Origin of the sequence: Roseibium marinum, assembly GCF_002906165.1 — a bacterium.
GTDB lineage: Bacteria > Pseudomonadota > Alphaproteobacteria > Rhizobiales > Stappiaceae > Roseibium > Roseibium marinum.
Map to the genome: position 1 here is coordinate 34,133 of NZ_PPCN01000010.1, position 18,567 is coordinate 52,699.

12 protein-coding genes and 1 pseudogene are annotated in these 18,567 nt (G+C 60.5%); 6 read left to right on the top strand and 7 right to left on the bottom strand.

Going from position 1 to position 18,567, the window contains the following annotated elements:
• The first annotated feature begins 35 nt into the window (after nucleotides 1-35).
• On the top strand, nucleotides 36-1,880 hold the full coding sequence (gene ilvD, locus CLV41_RS19955) for a dihydroxy-acid dehydratase (protein WP_103224195.1): 1,845 nt from the start codon (nucleotides 36-38) through the stop codon (nucleotides 1,878-1,880).
• 432 nt (nucleotides 1,881-2,312) lie between these two features.
• Nucleotides 2,313-5,507: an ammonium transporter gene (gene amt, locus CLV41_RS19960; RefSeq protein WP_235867199.1), complete on the top strand. Its 3,195-nt coding sequence runs from the start codon at nucleotides 2,313-2,315 to the stop codon at nucleotides 5,505-5,507.
• A gap of 43 nt (nucleotides 5,508-5,550) precedes the next feature.
• Here amt and CLV41_RS19965 read toward each other — a convergent pair whose 3' ends face one another.
• The 3 genes from CLV41_RS19965 to CLV41_RS19975 form a co-directional block, all read right to left on the bottom strand.
• The gene (locus CLV41_RS19965) at nucleotides 5,551-6,489 is read right to left on the bottom strand and encodes a hypothetical protein (protein ID WP_208987627.1); all 939 of its coding nucleotides are present in this window, start codon (nucleotides 6,487-6,489) and stop codon (nucleotides 5,551-5,553) included.
• Nucleotides 6,490-6,889: 400 nt separating this feature from the next.
• On the bottom strand, nucleotides 6,890-7,273 hold the full coding sequence (locus CLV41_RS19970) for a hypothetical protein (RefSeq protein WP_103224196.1): 384 nt from the start codon (nucleotides 7,271-7,273) through the stop codon (nucleotides 6,890-6,892).
• A 294-nt stretch (nucleotides 7,274-7,567) separates the two neighbouring features.
• Nucleotides 7,568-9,748, bottom strand: a complete 2,181-nt coding sequence (locus CLV41_RS19975) for an anthranilate synthase component I (protein WP_103224197.1) — start codon at nucleotides 9,746-9,748, stop codon at nucleotides 7,568-7,570.
• A gap of 409 nt (nucleotides 9,749-10,157) precedes the next feature.
• Here CLV41_RS19975 and sthA point away from each other — a divergent pair, with 409 nt between their 5' ends.
• Both sthA and CLV41_RS19985 read left to right on the top strand, forming a co-directional pair.
• Complete coding sequence (sthA, locus tag CLV41_RS19980; protein WP_103224198.1) at nucleotides 10,158-11,558, top strand: Si-specific NAD(P)(+) transhydrogenase; 1,401 nt, start codon at nucleotides 10,158-10,160, stop codon at nucleotides 11,556-11,558.
• 207 nt (nucleotides 11,559-11,765) lie between these two features.
• The gene (locus CLV41_RS19985; protein WP_103224199.1) at nucleotides 11,766-13,187 is read left to right on the top strand and encodes an 8-oxoguanine deaminase; all 1,422 of its coding nucleotides are present in this window, start codon (nucleotides 11,766-11,768) and stop codon (nucleotides 13,185-13,187) included.
• A 33-nt stretch (nucleotides 13,188-13,220) separates the two neighbouring features.
• Here CLV41_RS19985 and CLV41_RS28180 read toward each other — a convergent pair whose 3' ends face one another.
• The gene (locus tag CLV41_RS28180; protein WP_235867207.1) at nucleotides 13,221-13,607 is read right to left on the bottom strand and encodes a rhodanese-like domain-containing protein; all 387 of its coding nucleotides are present in this window, start codon (nucleotides 13,605-13,607) and stop codon (nucleotides 13,221-13,223) included.
• Nucleotides 13,602-14,000 (bottom strand): annotated as a pseudogene (locus CLV41_RS28185) (FKBP-type peptidyl-prolyl cis-trans isomerase); the annotation flags it as partial. The gene CLV41_RS28180 and the pseudogene CLV41_RS28185, both read right to left, overlap by 6 nt.
• A gap of 298 nt (nucleotides 14,001-14,298) precedes the next feature.
• Here CLV41_RS28185 and CLV41_RS19995 point away from each other — a divergent pair.
• Nucleotides 14,299-15,852, top strand: a complete 1,554-nt coding sequence (locus CLV41_RS19995) for a class I adenylate-forming enzyme family protein (protein WP_103224201.1) — start codon at nucleotides 14,299-14,301, stop codon at nucleotides 15,850-15,852.
• Here CLV41_RS19995 and CLV41_RS20000 read toward each other — a convergent pair.
• Nucleotides 15,849-16,424 carry a MarR family winged helix-turn-helix transcriptional regulator gene (locus CLV41_RS20000; RefSeq protein WP_235867200.1) on the bottom strand — a complete coding sequence of 192 codons (576 nt, stop codon included), beginning with the start codon at nucleotides 16,422-16,424 and terminating at the stop codon, nucleotides 15,849-15,851. The genes CLV41_RS19995 and CLV41_RS20000 overlap by 4 nt on opposite strands.
• Before the next feature lie 236 nt (nucleotides 16,425-16,660).
• Between CLV41_RS20000 and CLV41_RS20005 the strand changes: the two genes are divergently transcribed.
• Nucleotides 16,661-17,638 carry a DMT family transporter gene (locus tag CLV41_RS20005; RefSeq protein WP_103224202.1) on the top strand — a complete coding sequence of 326 codons (978 nt, stop codon included), beginning with the start codon at nucleotides 16,661-16,663 and terminating at the stop codon, nucleotides 17,636-17,638.
• Between the two features lie 34 nt (nucleotides 17,639-17,672).
• On the opposite strand, the gene CLV41_RS20010 is transcribed toward CLV41_RS20005, so the two are convergent.
• Complete coding sequence (locus CLV41_RS20010; RefSeq protein WP_103224203.1) at nucleotides 17,673-18,566, bottom strand: ROK family protein; 894 nt, start codon at nucleotides 18,564-18,566, stop codon at nucleotides 17,673-17,675.
• Nucleotide 18,567 lies beyond the last annotated feature (1 nt).

Genomic DNA, 18,567 nt, shown 5'->3' on the forward strand with positions numbered 1-18,567 from the left:
GAAAGTAGCTAGTGAGTAAATCAGGGAGACCCAAAATGCCCCCGTATCGTTCCAGAACATCCACCCATGGCCGCAACATGGCCGGTGCGCGCGGCCTGTGGCGCGCCACGGGCATGAAGGACGACGATTTCGGCAAGCCGATCATCGCGATTTCCAACTCCTTCACCCAGTTCGTGCCCGGTCACGTGCATCTGAAGGATCTCGGCCAGCTTGTCGCCAGGGAAGTGGAGAAGGCAGGCGGTGTTGCCAAGGAATTCAACACCATCGCGGTCGATGACGGCATCGCCATGGGCCACGACGGCATGCTGTATTCGCTGCCCTCGCGCGAGGTCATTTCCGACGCGGTCGAATATATGGTCAATGGCCACTGCGCCGATGCGCTGGTGTGCATTTCCAACTGCGACAAGATCACCCCGGGCATGCTGAACGCCGCCATGCGGCTCAATATTCCGGTGGTCTTCGTCTCCGGCGGCCCGATGGAAGCCGGCAAGGTGGTCTTCGAAAACGGAGTCGAGAAGGCGGTCGATCTGATCGACGCCATGGTGGCTGCCGCCGATGACAGCATGTCGGACGCCGATGTCCTGACAATGGAACAGAACGCCTGTCCCACATGCGGGTCCTGCTCGGGCATGTTTACCGCGAATTCCATGAACTGCCTGACCGAGGCGCTGGGGCTTGCCTTGCCTGGCAACGGCTCGACGCTCGCGACGCATTCGGACCGGGAACGCCTGTTCGTCGAGGCCGGCCATCTGATCGTCGATCTCGCCAAACGATATTATGAGCAGGACGACGAAAGTGTCCTGCCGCGATCGATCGCCAATTTCAAGGCGTTTGAAAACGCCATGACTCTCGACATTTCCATGGGCGGATCCACCAACACGGTGCTGCATCTGCTTGCCGCCTCCTATGAGGGCGAAATCGGCTTCACCATGGACGACATCGACCGCCTGTCCAGAAAGGTGCCGGTCCTGTGCAAGGTCGCGCCAGCGATCGAGAACATCCACATGGAAGACGTCCACCGGGCGGGCGGCATCATGGGCATCCTGGGCGAACTGGACAGGGCAGGGCATTTGCACTCCGATCTGCCGACCGTTCATTCCAGGACCATGAAGGAAGCGCTCGCGCGCTGGGATATCCGCCAGACGAACTCCGAAAGCGTGCATACTTTCTTCAAGGCCGCGCCCGGCGGTGTTCCGACCCAGGTCGCCTTCAGCCAAAGCCGGCGTTGGGACGAGCTGGATCTCGACCGGAAATCCGGCGTCATCCGGGAAGCCGAGCATGCCTACAGCAAGGATGGTGGTCTCGCCGTGCTCTACGGCAACATCGCCGAAGACGGCTGCGTGGTGAAAACCGCCGGTGTCGATGAAAGCGTTCTGACGTTCACCGGTCCCGCGCGTATCTTCGAAAGCCAGGACACGGCCGTTTCCGCGATCCTGACCAACAAGGTCAAGGAAGGCGATGTAGTGCTGATCCGCTATGAAGGCCCGCGCGGCGGTCCGGGCATGCAGGAAATGCTCTATCCGACCAGCTATCTGAAATCGAAGGGACTGGGCAAGGCCTGCGCGCTGGTCACGGACGGACGCTTTTCAGGCGGATCTTCGGGCCTGTCCATCGGTCACATATCTCCGGAAGCCGCGGAAGGCGGGGCCATCGGTCTCGTGGAAGAGGGCGACCCGATCGTCATCGACATTCCCAACCGTGTCCTCAAAGTTGACCTTACCGATGAGGAACTTGCCAGGCGGCGGGCGGCGATGGAGGCCAAGGGCGAGAGTGCCTGGAAACCGGTCGAAAAACGCAAGCGCAAGATAACGACAGCCCTTCGGGCCTATGCCAAACTGACGACCAGTGCGTCCAAGGGCGCTGTCCGGGTTGTCGATTGAGGCATAAAACTTCCAGGGCGGTGAGGCGGGCATTGTGCCCGCCTCACCGCCGACAAAGGCTCGCTCTTGCCGGTCGTGATCCCGGATTTTTGCTGCGCTGCGTCCTCTATGACGATCTGAAGGTTTGCCGACTGTCTGGGGCGGGCCGGAAAACCTGCGGGTCCGGACAAACGGGCGCTCTTCCCCCTGATGAATTATTGAGCGGGCGGAATTGCCGCAACATGTCATATTAGGCATCGATTTCCGTGAGATGACCAATGTTTTTCAAATAAAATCAATTAATTATCGGATTGTAAGGCGGAATTGGACGTCGTGACCGGCTGCCGAGGAATTAGGCGGATCTAGTTCGATGAAAACATTGTCAATTTTGGCAAGACAGAATTAACCTCTGCACGAAATCATACCCCTGTTTCGTATTTGCAGGACAATTGTATGATGATGCGGTCGGTTATCGCTGGAACCGTTTTTGGCGTTGCGGGATTACTCGCTGGAACGGTTCAGGCGACTGAATACGTACATGCCGTGTCCGTTCAAAAAAACCTCGACATGGTCTGGGTGCTGTTCGCGGCAGGGCTGGTGCTGCTGATGCAGGTTGGCTTCATGCTGCTCGAAGCCGGCCTTGTGCGCTCCAAGAATTCGATCAACGTTGCCCAGAAAAACCTGCTGGATCTGGCCGTATCCGTTCTGATTTTCGCGTTTTTCGGATTTTCCTTCGCTTTCGGCGCCGGAGGGAACTGGTTCGCCGGTTTCGATACGCGCCTTTTCGGGCTTTCCGGCCTCGACCCCTGGGAACTGACCGTCTTTGCATTTCAGGTGATGTTCTGCGGAACCGCGGCAACCATCATTTCCGGTGCGGTTGCCGAGCGCATGCGTTTGTCGGCCTATATCGGGTGTTCGGTTCTCACCGCGGGCCTGATCTATCCGGTCTTCGCGCATTGGGCATGGGGCACCGCCCTTTATTCCGACGCCGTGGCTATTTTGGGCAATGCCGGATTTGTGGATTTTGCGGGCTCGACCGTCGTGCACGGCACCGGCGCCTGGATCGCGCTCGCCGCCTGTACCCTGCTCGGACCGAGGATCGGCCGGTTCAGCAAGGATGGCAAACCGGTCCGCATTCAGGGGCACAGCGCGGTTCTGGCGACGTCCGGTGCCCTGATCCTGTTTGTCGGCTGGCTGGGGTTCAACGGCGGCTCCACGCTCGCCGCCTCCTGGGACGTGCCGGGAATTCTGGCCAATACAGTGCTCGCCGCGGCGGCGGGGACGGCTGTCGGCTATTTTCTCGGCCGCCGGAAAGACAAGTTCATTCTGCCTGAAAATTCGATCTCCGGATTGCTGGGCGGTCTGGTGGCCATCACGGCGGGGTGCCACATTCTGACCCCGGCGGGCGCAATGATCGTCGGCGGCCTTGGCGGTGCCGTCGCGATCCTCGGTGCTGTATTCCTGGAACGCACACTGAAGATCGACGATCCGGTCGGAGCCATCAGCGTTCACGGATTTTCCGGTGTGGTCGGCACGCTGGCACTCGCCCTGCTGGCTCCGGTGGAACTTCTGCCGCTTGGCGCCAGGTTGCCGCAATTGGCTATTCAGCTCGGTGGCGTGATTGCCTGTTTCGTCTGGTGTTTCGGTGCCGGCTGGCTTCTGCTGTCGGGTCTCAACCGGCTGCAGCCGATGAGACTGGATGCCGCCAGCGAGGATCTTGGTCTGAATGAAGCCGAACACGGCACCCGTCTCGGGATCGGCCATGTGGAAGACGCGCTCGATCGCCTGATTGCCGGCAAGGCGGACCTTTCCATGCGGCTCGACATTTCCAAGGGCGACGATTCAGAGCGCCTGACACGTCTGTTCAATGCGCTTATGGACACGGTCCAGAACGAGGAGCAGGCGCAGAACCGCGTTGCCGACGCTCAGCGGACCCGGGAGGAGGCGGAACGGCTTTCGGCGCTCGCCAATGCCACTTTCGATGCCATCGTGATTTCCGTCGACGGGCGCATACTCGACGGCAACAAGACTTTCGAGGAACTCATCGGCTACGGGATCGACGAACTCGAAATGCGCGGCCTGTACGAGTTCGTTGACAACGAACTGGCCGGCACTCTTGAAGAGCATCTGATCCGGGCCGAAAAAGAGCCGAGGGAAGTGACCCTCATCAACAGGGACGGCGGGCGTGTTCCCGTTGAAATCCGCACACGTGTCATCTCCTATCGCGGCATCCCGACCCGGGTTTCCGCGCTTGTGGATCTGCGCGAACGGAAGAAGGCGGAAGCGCAGATCCTTCATCTGGCCCAGCACGACCCGCTCACCGACCTGCCGAACCGGGCCGTCTTCAACGCCGAACTGAAACAGGTGATGGAAAAATGTGCGCGGAGCGGCCACACGGCGGCGCTTCTGCTGGTCGATCTTGACAGGTTCAAGGACATCAACGATCTGCATGGCCATCCGGTCGGTGACACCGTCATCAGGATCACCGCGGATCGTCTGAGAAAATACTGCCGCAGTTGCGATACGGTGTCCCGGCTGGGTGGCGACGAATTTGCGATCATCCAGAACAGGGTACAATTCACCAATCAGGCGGAAGACATGGCTCTGCGGCTTGTTCAGGCGCTGTCCGAACCTGTTGATTGCGGTCTGGGACTTGTTCTCAAACCGACCGCCAGCATCGGCGTTGCCTTGTTGAAGGGCGGAGATGACGCGGATCAGGTTATCTCCAACGCCGACATCGCCCTTTACAATGCCAAGAACAGGGGCCGCAATACCTATTGCCTGTTCCTGTCCGGTATGGGCGATGAGGTCCGGCAGCGCCGGGCGCTGGAAAAGGATTTGAGCGCGGCGCTCTCCGAGGACCAGTTCGAACTGTATTTCCAACCGCGCATGAACCTTTCCACGTGCAGGATCGAAAGTTACGAGGCGCTCATCCGCTGGCATCACCCCGAGCAGGGTCTGATCAATCCGGCCGAATTTATTCCGGTTGCGGAAGCATCCGGCCAGATCGTGGCGATCGGAAAATACGTCCTGGCGGAAGCGTTGCGTGTTGCATCGACAACGATCCTGTCGTCGAATATCAGTCTCAACGTCAGCCCGGTTCAGTTCCGCGACAGGGATTTTGTCGATGACGTTCAGCGTGCCATCGCCAATTCCGGCATTCCGGCTGAGCGGATCGAACTCGAGATCACCGAAACTACGCTGATTGAAGACGATGCCAGAGCGCTTGCAATTTTGACGCGGCTCAAGGAAATCGGTGTGAAGATCGCACTGGACGATTTCGGAGTGGGGTATTCCTCGCTGAGCTATCTGAGCCGGTTTCCCTTCGATTGCATCAAGATTGACCGCTCCTTCGTGCATGAGGCACGGCGCAACTACGGGTCGCTCGCAATCATCGAAACGGTGGTGCGTCTCGGCAAGGCGCTCAACATGCGCGTCGTCGCAGAGGGCGTGGAAGACACCGAAAAGCTCCTGCTGTTGGCGCAGCGCGGCTGTCACGAAGTACAGGGCTTCCTGATCGGCAGGCCGGCGCCGGTCAACAGGCTGGTCAGGGAGATTCCGGTCGAGGTGCAGGAAGCTCTGGACACACAGAAATTCGGCGGGCTGCAGATCTTCGAGGCGGAAACGCCCAAGGATTTGGCGAGTTGATATTCGCTGCGTTCGCGTTTCGAGCGCTGCATTGTTTCGCCAATCAGTTCAGCTGTGTTTCCGAAACCGGGATCAACATGGTCCGGCTCAGCAGTTCATCCGGATCCTGAATTTCCGGGACCTGGTTGCAGTCCGAGGTGTCCGGCCGGTCTTCCGATCCGGTTTCCTTCAAGCCGGCGCAAATCGGAATTGCGGCCTGGCGGGTGCCCTTCACGGCGGCGGTTATGACGTCGAACAGCGACCCGTCTGTCTCCAGCAAGGCCAGCGCCAGATGTTTGGCGAAGAGCGAGATCGTCCGGTCTGCGGAATAGTTCGCAAGCTGGCCGGCGCCGGAGGAGGAGACGAGAGCCTCGGGCCGGTCCTTGAAGTCGACGGAATGCCGGTCCAGCAAGTGCGGATTGACCGCGTGCGAATTGTTCGTGTCGAGAATGAGAATGACTTCCGCGGCAGGGATCGTATGGATCATCGCGGCAAAGGCCGAAGCGGAGATCCAGGTTCCCTCGCTGATCGCCTGACCGGCCGTTTCCGGCTTCTGCCCGGCCCAGAGTTCAAGGACATACCCGGACTGGTCCGTCGCTGGGTCCGTGTCGTCCTTGCCGAGGGGAAGATTGGCATAGATGATGAGCCGGTCGGACGGTCCGAGCCGGTTTGCAAGTTCGGTCGCCTTGCGCTTGAGAGCGGCGGCGCTCGCCCCTTCGTTGACAAGGAGATGTGTATTGTCGAGCCCGGCATCGACCCTGGGCGCCAGCGACGTCACCACTTTTTCCAGGCTGTGCCTGCAAATCTCCAGAGACTGAGGATTCCAGACAGGGCAATTGCCAATTCCCAGAATGTGGTTCTCAAGATGGGCTGTCTCCTGGGCCAGTGGAGAAAAGGGCCAAAGCAAAGCGGCAACCATCAGCCCCGCAAAGGCTATGACGCGGAACCGCTGTCCTTGCCACCGCGCAACCTGTGTGCGGGTCCATTGCGCGTTTGCGCTCATCCTGTCTCCCCGGGGTCGTGTTCTTTGAAGTCGTGTCCCGCTTGCAGGATCCGCCTACATTATTATTTGCCCCCTGAAGCCCGGTTAAATGCAGCCTCGAGATTCCATAGAACTCTGAGGTGAATTGTTAATCAACAATATTTTCCATGAACATGGTTTTGTGATGTCGTCGGGATTGAAAGACAGCACGAAAAGTCACGAACTCTGGATTTGATCTGTCAGTTTGGAGGTAAAGTGCGTTCGGATCATGAGTTGCGTCAGGTAACTCTGGTGTTCTGGCCGTTTGGCTGGATGGGTTTTCCGGCAAATGACGGGAAAGCCCATTGATGACACCGAATGTTATGCGTCGCCCGAAACGAGAAGACCGCGCCCTGAAGGCGCGGCCACTCTCGATGGTTTATCAGGAATCGTCGGTATCGATCATCGGCTGATTGGTCGGCTCGTCACCGCTCAGATCGCCGTAGATTTTCCTGGTACCGTCAGCGGGAAGGTCATCGGAGGCGTCCATTTGAGCCTCCGCATTGGTTTGCGCCTGCTGCTTGAGCGTCAAAGGCTCTTCACCGTTCAGGTCGCCAACCATATCCTTGGTCCCGTCCAGGGGCAGGTCATTGGAACTGTCGGCCTGTGCTTCGATATTCGCGGAGGCCTGTGCAGCCGGCTTCAACGGTTCTTCACCGTTGGCATCGCCATTGAAGACGCCTTCAGCCTGTACGGATCCGACGAGCGCGGTCGAAACAAAAAGAGCGCTGAGGACCGGGGTCATGGTTTTCTTGAAAGAAAGCATATGTTTTCTCCTTGGTTTGTTTGAACGCCGCCTGCCGGACGTTGCCTGTCTGGCAGCCTCGGTGGCGTTCGGGGAGAAAATGCAGTCACTTGCCAGGACGTTCCGAAATTTCCGGTCACAAAAATTTCAGCCGGCCGGGCTTCAAGTTAACGGAACGGATTCGACTGGAAAGCATCCGCGCCCAGGCGATGGGGCCGGTCGGTGGATGCGGCAAGCCCCGCGTTGATCCGGACGCCGCGACGTGGTGTCGTCGGGCTTTCAACGCTTCAACTGGGATGTCATTTCATCCTCAGTTCAGATAGCCTCCGCCATCCGATTGGCTGAAACCAGCCGGGACACGACATTCTCGATGATCTTGTGGCCCGCTTCCTTGTCGAGAGACATGATCGACTCGGGATGAAATTGCACGGCCGCGATCGCTTCCTTCTGGTGTTCGATCGCCATCACCACGCCATCCTCGGTTTCGGCTGTCACGCGGAGGTCGGCGGGCAGCGTGTCGCGCTTCGCATGGAGCGAATGGTAGCGGCCGACCACCACAGGCGCTTGCAGTCCCTCGAAAAGAACTGAGTTGCCGGTGATGCTGATGGGCGAGGGTTTGCCGTGCACCGGTACGTCTAGCTGGCCGAGTTCGGCGCCGAAATATTCCGACAGCGCCTGCAGGCCGAGGCAGACACCGAAGATCGGCAGCGCGCGCGCGCGGGCTCTTCCGATGGTCGCCGCGCAATCGAAGTCCTTCGGTTTTCCGGGGCCGGGCGACAGCACGACCAGATCCGGATTGACGTCATGGAAGACATGGTCGGCCACGGGTGTCCGGTAGGTGACCACATCCGCGCCGGTCTGCCGGAAGTAATTGGCAAGCGTGTGCACGAAGCTGTCTTCATGGTCGACCAGAAGGATCTTCATGCCTTTGCCGGGTTTGCGCTCTACCTGTTTCTCAAGCGCCTTGGTGGCCAGACCGGCTTCGCGCACGGCTGCGCGCATGGCTTCGGCCTTGAGTTCGGTTTCCGCTTCCTCGTCTTCCGGGACGCTGTCGTAGAGCAGCGTCGCACCGGCGCGGATCTGCGCCGTACCGTCCTTGATGCGCACGGTTCTGAGTGTCAGGCCGGTATTCATGTCGCCGTTGAAGAGAACAGCGCCGATCGCCCCGCCATACCAGGCGCGGGGAGACTTTTCATGATCCTCGATGAACTGCATTGCCCAGCGTTTCGGTGCGCCGGTGACGGTCACCGCCCAGGTGTGCGACAGGAACGCGTCGAGCGCATCCATGTCCTCGCGCAGGATGCCCTCGATATGGTCCACGGTGTGGATCAGCCGGGAATACATCTCGATCTGGCGGCGGCCGATGACCTTGACCGAGCCCGGCACGCACACCCGGCTCTTGTCGTTGCGGTCGACGTCCGAGCACATGGTCAGTTCCGCTTCGTCCTTGGCCGAGTTCAGGAGCTTGCGGATCTGCGCCTCATCCTCGATGGCGTTCTTGCCGCGGCGGATGGTGCCGGATATCGGACAGGTTTCCACCCGCCGTCCACCGGTCACCCGCACATACATTTCCGGTGACGCGCCGACGAGATATTCACTGTTGCCGAGATTGAAGAAGAAGGAATAGGGCGAGGGGTTGATCTGCGACAGGCGCCGGCAAACCGCGGAAGGCGGGTTGGCGCAGGGCTCATTGAAGGTCTGGCCCGGAACGACTTCAAACAGATCGCCGCGGCGGAAATAGTCCTTGGCCTTCTCTACCAGCCTTGCATATTCCCCCGGCTCATGGTCGCCCCGGCCCGGATCCCCGTTGGCCGGCGCGTAGGGATGGCTCTCGCCTGTCCGGTCCAGCCCTCTTGTGGTCTTGCCGTTGACGACAAAATCATATTCCAGCACATAGGCGCGCTTGCCGTGGTGATCGACGATCAGGATTTCGTCCGGCAGGAACAGCACCACGTCACGCTGATCGTCGGGCCGCTGCAGTTTCAGATCGATCTGTTCGAACTGAAAGGCGACATCATAACCGAAAGTGCCGTAGAGCCCGAGCTGGTCGTCGCCGCAGGCGAACAGATCCTTCAGCGCCCGGATAATGGAGAAGGTCGAGGGTTGGCGGGACCGCTCTTCCTCGTTGAAGAGCCGGTCCGGCTTCTTGACCGTCAGATTGATCCGCGTCTCCGAAGCCTCAAAGGTTTCGACGTGTTCATGCGACTTCAATGCCGCGACGAGGGCGGGCAGAAGGATCTTGCCGCGATCGTTCAGCGTGCGGATCTCCACCCGCCGGTCGGCCGCTTCCAGCACCAGCGGCGGATTGACGATGGCCATGTCCCAGCGCGTGTACCGTCCGGGATATTCATAGGACGAGGCCAGGACCGCGCCGAGCTCCCCGTCCAGCCGGTCGATCCATTCGGACGTTCCAGTCTCATAGTCGGAAGGGCGTGACGTGCGCAGGATGGTGATCCCGCCATTCGTTTCAAAGGTCTGGTCTGCCAGCACCGGCATGATTCTTCTGATCCCGTTCTGGTGGCTGCCTGGAAATGCCGGCGGCCTTATAAAGCACCAAGGCCGCCAGCGGTATTCCGCGGCGGCCTTTGGTTTGATCTATGATCCGTTCAGAGCATGACTGATCGCTGGCCGCCTATTTCGCGCCGCGCCACCACCATGCTGCTTTCAAAATCGTTTTCATGAAAAAAGGGATATCGGAAGGAGAGGGGGATGGCAATGGGCATCTGTCGGCAAAGTGTCGGCAACCGGAGCTTTCAATGAGCGGTTCCGGTCCCCTGGTCGGAATTACGGAGTGCCTGCCGCAATCTTACAGTCCTTCCACCTCAATTTGCCCTTGCCGCCTTGACCCCCGATCCGCGATGCTGTTGTTGCGGTGCAGCGGCGGACAGACGGCAGTGAGGGGCACATGGATAATTACGATCTTATCGTGATCGGCAGCGGACCGGCGGGCCGGCGGGCGGCCATCCAGGCGGCGAAGTTCGGCCGCAATGTGCTGGTGGTCGAAAAAGGCGGCCGTGTCGGCGGCGTATCCGTTCATACCGGCACCATTCCTTCCAAGACCCTGCGCGAAACGGTGTTGAACCTCACGGGTTGGCGCGAGAGGGGCTTTTACGGCCGCTCCTACCGGGTGAAGGACGATATTACCGCCTCGGACCTGAGGGCGCGGATGCACATCACGCTCGACCATGAAGTGGAGGTGCTGGAACACCAGTTCGCCCGCAACAAGGTCGACACCATGCGCGGACAGGCGAGATTCACCGACCCGCACACCATCGAGGTGGAGGGCGAGATCGGCGAAGTCCTGAAATTCACCGCCGACAAGTTTATCGTCGCCGTCGGCACCAAACCCTTCCGGCCGGAGTATGTGCCCTTCGACGGCGAATATGTTCTCGACAGCGACGATATTCTCGATCTGGCCGACCTGCCGCGTTCCATCGCGGTCATCGGCGCCGGCGTCATCGGTGTCGAATACGCGTCGATCTTCTCCGCGCTCGACGTGCACGTCACCCTGATCGAACCGCGCGATTCCATGCTCGATTTTCTCGACAAGGAGCTGATCGCCGATTTCACCCACCAGCTGCGCGACCGCGGCATGGCCCTGCGCTTCGGTGCCAAGGTCGAAAAGATCGAAAAGCATGGCGCCGCCAATTGCGAGATCACGCTCGAGGGCGGGCGCTCCATACGCTCCAACGTCATCCTGTTCGCCGCCGGCCGCATGGGGGCGACACCCTCCCTCAATCTGGAAGCCTGCGGGCTGGAAGTCGATCACCGGGGACGGCTGAAGGTCGACCCGATGACCTTCCAGACCGATGTGCCGCATATCTTCGCCGCAGGCGACGTGATCGGCTTCCCGAGCCTTGCCTCCACCTCCATGGAGCAGGGCCGGATCGCGGCCTGTCACGCGCTCGGCGAAACGGCCTATGATCCGCCGGAATATTTCCCCTATGGCATTTACGCGGTTCCGGAAATTTCCACGATCGGCATGACCGAAGAGGAGATCAGGGAGCGCGGCATTCCCTATGAATGCGGCATCGCCCGCTTCCGGGAGACCTCGCGCGGCCACATCATGGGCCTCGACAGCGGCATGCTGAAAATGATCTTCTCGCTCAAGACCCGCCGCCTGCTCGGCTGCCATATCGTCGGCGAAGGGGCGACGGAACTTGTCCATATCGGTCAGGCGGTCCTGAACCTGCGCGGCACGCTGGAATATTTCGTCGAGAACACCTTCAACTATCCGACCCTGGCCGAGGCCTACAAGATCGCCGCCCTGGACGCCTGGAACCGCATGCCGCCGCCGGAAGAGTGAGGGGTAGGGACCTGCCGGCCTGACTTGCACCGTGCAGGCTGCGGAAGGGCCCCGGCGCTCAGGCCGGGGGGCGCTGACGCGTGAAACGCAGTCCCGGACCTGATCCGGGACCATTTCCGCAGCCTCGCGGCGCATGGCGACCTTGAAGAAATATTCCTTTTCGCGGATGGTCCCCCGATCGACAATTTTCCTGCTTGAAAGCCACCCATGCCGCAGACCCTGCTCCTGAAAGATGCCGACATTCTTGTCACCATGGATGGGGAGCGCCGGGAAATTCCCGGTGGCGGACTTTTCGCCGAGGACGGCATCATCCGGCAGGTCGGCCCGTCCGGCGATCTGCCGCAGACCGCCGACAGGGTGATCGATGCCTCCGGGCATATCGTTCTGCCGGGGTTCGTCAACACCCATCACCATCTCAACCAGACGCTGACCCGCAATCTGCCGGCGGCGCAAAACAACAATCTGTTTCCCTGGCTGCAGGCACATTACCGGATCTGGGCGAAAACCAATCCCGAGGCCTCGCGAACCAGCACCCTGATCGGACTGGCGGAGCTGGCGCTGTCCGGCTGCACCACCGTCTTCGATCACACCTATCTTTTCCAGAGCGGCAACAAGGTCGACTACCAGATCGAGGCGGCGCGCGATCTCGGCGTGAGATTTCACGCAAGCCGGGGGTCCATGTCTCTCGGCGAGAGCAAGGGCGGCCTGCCGCCGGACGCGTATGTGGAAGACGAGGAGCACATCCTCAACGACAGCATCCGCGTGATCGACCGCTATCACGACGCGTCGCATGGCGCGATGACACGCATCGTCCTGGCACCCTGTTCGCCGTTTTCCGTGTCGGAAAATCTGCTCCGCGACAGCGCGTTATTGGCGCGTGACAAGGGCGTGATGCTTCACACCCACCTGTGTGAAACGCTGGACGAAGAGCGCTACACGATGGAGCGCTTCGGCAAGCGCCCGGTGGAATGGATGCAGGAACTCGGCTGGACCGGACCGGATGTCTGGTTCGCCCATGCCATCCACGTGGATGACGACGAGATCCGCCTCTTTGCCGCAACCGGCTGCGGCGCCGCCCATTGTCCGTGCTCGAACATGCGCCTGGCCTCGGGCATCGCGCCGGTGAAGAAATACATGGCCGCAGGGGTGAAAGTCGGCCTCGGTGTCGATGGTTCCGCAAGCAACGACGGTTCCAACATGCTGATGGAGGTCCGTCAGGCGATGCTTCTTGCGCGGCTCAATCTGGGCCTTCAGCCGGTGGCGGACCCGCAAGGCAACGCGCATCCTCCACTCTCGCACCCTTCGCGGACAGATGAGTGGATGACCGCCCGCGAAGCCCTGGAACTGGCGACCCTCGGCGGCGCGGCTGTTCTGGGCAGAAGTGACGTAGGGTCATTGGAAACAGGCAAGTGCGCGGATTTCTTCACGCTTGACCTCAACACGATCCATTTCGCCGGTGCTCTGCACGATCCGGTCGCGGCGGTGGTCTTCTGCGCGCCGCAGGCGGCGAAAACCACGGTCGTCAACGGGCGGGTGATCGTCGAGGATGGCCGCATCGTCACCATGGATATGGCGCCGGTGATCAGGGACCATAACCGCATGAGTCTGCAACTGGCGGCGGGCATTTAGAACTGGTCGAATCGCGGATGTTTTTTCAGGAACTCAACAGAGCCAGCAATTCTCCGGCGTTTCCGCCTCGGTGACTTCACCGCCGTCCTGAATCCAGCTGGTGATGCCCTTCTCGACATTGGCAACCTTGGTGAAGCCGGCCTGACCGGAAAGATATTCCGATAGCACCTGACTGCGGCGGCCCGTCCGGCAGATGAAGACAACTTCGTCGGCAGGCCCTGAGATCAGTTTCTGCAGCTCCGCGCCGAACTGCGGATTGACGTTGCCGTCGGCATCAAAAAAGGTCAGCAGATGGCTGCCCGGGATGACCCCTGTCTGTTTCCACTCCTCCGGCCGGCGGATATCGATGACCTTGGTGCCCGCCACGAGCTTCGCCTTCAGCTCATCGTTGCCGATATCGGAAAATTTCTTCCCCTTCACGTCGAGCAGTTCGATCTCGAATTTCAAAGTGGCATCGGGTGGAATGACGCCGCCCGCGCCTTGAGAGCCGTAAGCCATCCCGGGGGGGATGATCAGCTCGCGCTTGCCGCCGACCTGCATGCCTTCAACGCCTTTTTCCCAGCCCGGGATGACCCGCCGCTCTCCAAGGGTGAAGGAGAAGGGCGTGCCGCGATCGACGCTTGAATCGAACTTCGTGCCGTCCATCAGCCAGCCGGTGTAATGAACCACCACCGTTTCGCCGACATTGGCCTCTTCGCCTGTCCCTTTCTCAATGTCGCGGATCTGCAATTCCTCTTGTGCGGACGCAGAGACCGAGAAAACCAGGGTGAAGGCAAGTATTGCGAGATATCTGATCATTGAAACCTTTTCCATCTAGCCGATGTACCGACGCCTGCAGGGAACCTGATACAGGGTGCCGCCGAAAGCAAGGCCAACCGGATCACTTGCGCCTCGGCTTTCCGGCCGTTGAAAGAGTGCCGCCCGATAGTGGTAAATCAAGAGGGAAATAGACCTTTCCGATTGCCAGTGGGTGCTGCCGTGAAAAACGTATGTGCTTTCCGGACATGGGCTGAAAGTGAGTTCCCTGTTTTGGCGTATGAGGAATAAGTATTTTTTCAACCGGATCCGGTAAGGAAGCGCGACAAGATGTTGCCTTTTTGGGAGGGAAGTCATGCCGATTGCCGGGCCACCGCTGAAAAAACCGCTGGAGCTTGCCGGGATCTTGAACCTCGGGCTGAAGACCAAACCAGACGAGGAGGTGCTTGTATCGCCGCGCCGCCGCTGGACGTGGCGGGCGCTCGAGGCAGTGTCGAACAGGCTGGCGGGCAATTACCTGGGGCTCGGCTTGCTGCCCGGCGACCGTGTCGCGTCGCTCATGCCGAACCGGACGGAGCTTCTCATCCATTATCTGGCTTGCATGAAATGCGGACTGGTCGCCGTACCGCTGAATTACCGTTATATGGCGCCCCAGATCGATCATGCACTTGAAGTTGCCGAACCGAGAATCCTGCTTGTTCACGAGGAACGCCGTGAAGACCTGGAAACCAGTCGACACGCGGGGCGGCTGGACCTCGGCCAGATAGTCTATCGGGATGACTGGGATACCGGGAGGAGCGCCGTTTCGCCGTTCGAAAGCCTCATGACGGAGGACCCGGCCAATTGGATTGTTCCTCCCGGGCCGGAAGACCCGGCGATAATCTTTTTCACCTCCGGAAGCACCGGTGTACCCAAGGGTGTCTGTCACAGTTTCGAAACTCTGGGCTGGATCATTGCCAGTGCGGTGGAAAGTTTCGAGATGAAGCCGGACGACATCATGGTGCCGGGCGGATCGGTGTCCCATGTCGGCGGCCATCATTTGTCCATGATGACCATTGCCGCCTGCGGAAAGGTCGTACTGCCGAGAACCTTCGATGCCGACGAAATTCTTCCGCTGCTGCGAAGGGAACGGCCGACCAAGATGTGGATGCTGCCGTCCGCGCTCTATGCCCTGGTCCTGGAGCACGGAGCCAGCAAGGAGGATTTCGCCTCCGTCAAGGCCTGCTTTTCCGGTGGCGACAAGGTTTCGGCGGCACTTGAAGAGGAATTTACCGCGCTGGCCGGCATCCCGATCGCGGAGGATTACGGAATGACCGAGATTGGCATTCCAACGGTGTCTCCACCCACGGCACTGAAGCTCGGTTCTGTCGGGCCAATCGGTCCCGGTTACCGGGCATCGCTGCGTGGCAAGGATGGCCGGGAGGTTGCCGTGGGAACCGACGGGCGGCTCTGGATAAACTTTCCGGGCAACATGGTCGCCTATTGGAACAACCCCGAAGCCACGGCTGAGACGGTGGTGGACGGATGGCTCGACACCGGCGACGTGATGAGTGTCGATAGCGAAGGCTATCTCTGGTTTCACGGCCGTGAAAAACAGATCATCATTCATGACGGATCGAATATCTGTCCGCAGGAAGTGGAGGCTGCGCTCCTGGAGCATGCTGCGGTGGAAAGCGCTGGCGTGGTCGGTGTGCAGAACTGGCTGCATGGCGAAAACGTGCGGGCGTATGTCACGCTGGATCCGGACGCGGATGTCCCCACGATGCAGGACCTCATTCAATTCGCCCGGGCTCGCGTGGGGTACAGGGCCCCGGAGGAAGTGATTGTTCTCGACGCAATGCCGCTCAATGCAACCGGCAAGATCGACCGTGTGTCCCTGAAGAAGATGGCGGCCGAGGGGAGGCGCTAGGGAGTCTTTTTCTCTGCCGCCGAGCGGATCAGCTTTTCGAGCAGGTGTGAGAGTTCGCTCTGCTCGTCTTTGGTGAGGCCGTCGACGGCCGCGTGCAGGGTCTCGACGTAATCGGGAATCTTTCCCTTGATCAGCCGGAGGCCCTTGTCGGTCAGGCAGACGGAAAGGGCGCGCCGGTCTTCCGGATGCGGGCAGCGCTCAATGAAACCTGCCTTTTCGAGCCTGTCGAGGCGTGCGGTCATGCCGCCCGAACTCATCATCGTGGTGCGGTAGAGCTCGGTCGGCGTCAGCTTGTAGGGCGGGCCGGAGCGCACGAGCGTCGCCAGCACGTCGAATTCACCGGTTTTCAGGCCGATATCGGCATAGGCGGGCACCTGATAGTCCCGGCTCATCACCTGGGCCGCCTCGTTCAGCCGGCCGATCAGAACCATCGGCAGCAGCTTTCCGGAAAGTTCGGGCATTTCGTCCTGCCATTGCCGGCGCGCGCGCTCGGCGCGGTCCAGCAGCAGGTCAGCAGGGTCTCCGAAGAGGTGAGGAGCGGGCTTCTGGGGATCTCTGGATTTCATGGTCATGCTCTTCTTCCCGAAAGACCGTTGGCGCGTGAGGCTACTTGTATGATCCCCAGGATTAAGCTCTGGAAAAATTTCGCCATTCCGGTGACCGCACCGAGGAGATACCTGCCTTCTTTACGGTGGAAGTCGTTGGAATTCAAGAATCTTGATATCAAGTATCTTGAAATAAAGATAAATGTTGTTATCTCTTCCCGAAAGCGGTCGCCGGCCGCGACGTGAAGAGAAAGGAACATCCGATGGCGAACATTACCGGGGTCGGGCAGCAGCATGCATCCTCCAGCCGCAAGACTTCTCGTACGGGCACCGAAGCGGCAGGCCTGTTTGACCAGCCGGTCGTATTGCTGCTTGTCATTGGCGGGTTTCTGGCGCTCTCCACCATCATCGCCAAGGCGGCTCCCGGCCTGGGCTGGCATCCTCTGGCGTTGCTGCAATGGGCTATTCTGGGCGGTGCGGCGGGTCTTTTTACCCTGAGCAGGATGTCCGGCCGGAAGGAAGGGCAGACCGGCGAGTCGGTCGATCGCAGGCAGCTTGCCGTCTATCTCGGTTTCAGCGGTCTGCTGTTCGTCGTGCCCAACATGATCGCGGTGGTCGCCGCTTCAAAGGTCGGCGCGGGCTTCGTGTCGCTCAGCTATGCCTTTCCCCTGGTGCTGACTTACGCATTCGCCGTTCTCCTGCGGCTGGAGCGCCTTCAGCTTATGCGGGGGGCAGGGGTTCTGGCCGGCCTCGGTGGCGCTGTTCTGCTGGCCGGTTCGGGTTCGAAATTGTCCCTGGAGGCATCGTGGTGGTCGCTTTTCGCGCTGACCATTCCGGTGTTTCTGGCTGTCGGAAATATCTACCGGACATTGAAATGGCCCAAAGGCGTCGGCCCGGTCGATCTGGCCGTGGGCATGATGGCGGTCGGATTTGTCGGGCTTGCCGCCTTCAACGCGGCCATGGGCACGCCCGTCGCGCCTGCTTCCTGGACAACCGGCGCCGTCGCGCTGCTTGCCGCGCAGATCGCGATCTTCACCCTTCAGTACGGCCTGTATTTCCGTCTGCAGCAAACGGCAGGCCCGGTCTATCTGAGCCAGATCGGATCCGTCGCGGCGGTCACGGGCCTTGGCCTCGGCTTCCTGGTGTTCGGCGAGGTTCCCGATGCCGGCAGGCTTGCGGCAGTGGTCAGCGTCGGTGCGGGGATTGTGCTGGTGACCCTGGGCCGGCCGCGAACGCCCTGATCCTTGCTGAGAAAATCCGGTTTGCCGGGGCTCGTCAGCTCCAGAGCCAGGCGGCTCCGCGCACGCCGGAGCTGTCGCCATGAACGGCCTTGCGGATCGGTGTCTCGAAGGTGTCGGAGAAGATGAAGGGAAGCATTGCCGGGGCAAGATCCTCGTAGAGTTCATCGATATTCGACATGCCGCCACCGAGCACGAACACATCCGGGTCCAGCAGATTGGCGCTCATGGCAAGCGAACGCGCAAGACGGCTCACATAGGCGTCATAAACCGCATTGGCCACCGGATCGCCGGAGCGTTTCAGCGCAATGATCTCGTGCCCCTTGAGAAGGTTGCCGGTCCTCTCCTTGTAGTCGAGCTGAAAACCGGTGCCCGAGCACCAGCGGTCGATCACGCCCTTGTGGCCGATCCAGCTGTCCGGTCCGGGAAATTCTTGCTGCGTCAGCCAGGGAACGGTGATGGCGCCCCATTCGCCGCCAATGCCGTTCGCACCCAGATGCGCCTTCCCGTCGATGGCGATGCCCGACCCGCAGCCGGTGCCGACGATGATCGCGTGCACCACATGCGCTCCGGCTCCCGCGCCGTCCGTCGCCTCGGAGACAGCCAGGCAGTTCGCGTCGTTCTGAATGCGCACGGGGCGGTGGAGAACCTCTTCCAGGTCCCGGTCCAGCGGCTTTCCGTTCATCCAGGTTGAATTGGCGTTCTTGACCAGCCCGGTTTTGGGCGAGAGGGAGCCGGGAATGCCAAGGCCCAGCGTGCCGCTCTGCCCGGTCGCCTGTTCGGCGGCATCGACAAGCGTCTTCACAGCGGCAAGGCAGCCGTCATAGTCTCCCTTGGGCGTGTCGAGCCGCTGCCGGAAGAGTTCTTCTCCCGCGTCCGACAGCGCGATGATCTCGATTTTTGTGCCGCCCCAGTCAATACCCAACCGCATG

Excerpts from the sequence above, each read along its gene's own strand:
- CLV41_RS20010 (WP_103224203.1), bottom strand. The coding sequence starts at position 18,566 with ATGCGGTTGGGTATTGACTGGGGCGGCACAAAAATCGAGATCATCGCG.
- CLV41_RS19995 (WP_103224201.1), top strand. The coding sequence starts at position 14,299 with ATGCCGATTGCCGGGCCACCGCTGAAAAAACCGCTGGAGCTTGCCGGG.
- CLV41_RS19985 (WP_103224199.1), top strand. The coding sequence starts at position 11,766 with ATGCCGCAGACCCTGCTCCTGAAAGATGCCGACATTCTTGTCACCATG.
- CLV41_RS19965 (WP_208987627.1), bottom strand. The coding sequence starts at position 6,489 with ATGAGCGCAAACGCGCAATGGACCCGCACACAGGTTGCGCGGTGGCAA.
- ilvD (WP_103224195.1), top strand. The coding sequence starts at position 36 with ATGCCCCCGTATCGTTCCAGAACATCCACCCATGGCCGCAACATGGCC.
- CLV41_RS19975 (WP_103224197.1), bottom strand. The coding sequence starts at position 9,748 with ATGCCGGTGCTGGCAGACCAGACCTTTGAAACGAATGGCGGGATCACC.
- amt (WP_235867199.1), top strand. The coding sequence starts at position 2,313 with ATGATGATGCGGTCGGTTATCGCTGGAACCGTTTTTGGCGTTGCGGGA.
- CLV41_RS20005 (WP_103224202.1), top strand. The coding sequence starts at position 16,661 with ATGGCGAACATTACCGGGGTCGGGCAGCAGCATGCATCCTCCAGCCGC.
- CLV41_RS19970 (WP_103224196.1), bottom strand. The coding sequence starts at position 7,273 with ATGCTTTCTTTCAAGAAAACCATGACCCCGGTCCTCAGCGCTCTTTTT.
- sthA (WP_103224198.1), top strand. The coding sequence starts at position 10,158 with ATGGATAATTACGATCTTATCGTGATCGGCAGCGGACCGGCGGGCCGG.
- CLV41_RS20000 (WP_235867200.1), bottom strand. The coding sequence starts at position 16,424 with ATGACCATGAAATCCAGAGATCCCCAGAAGCCCGCTCCTCACCTCTTC.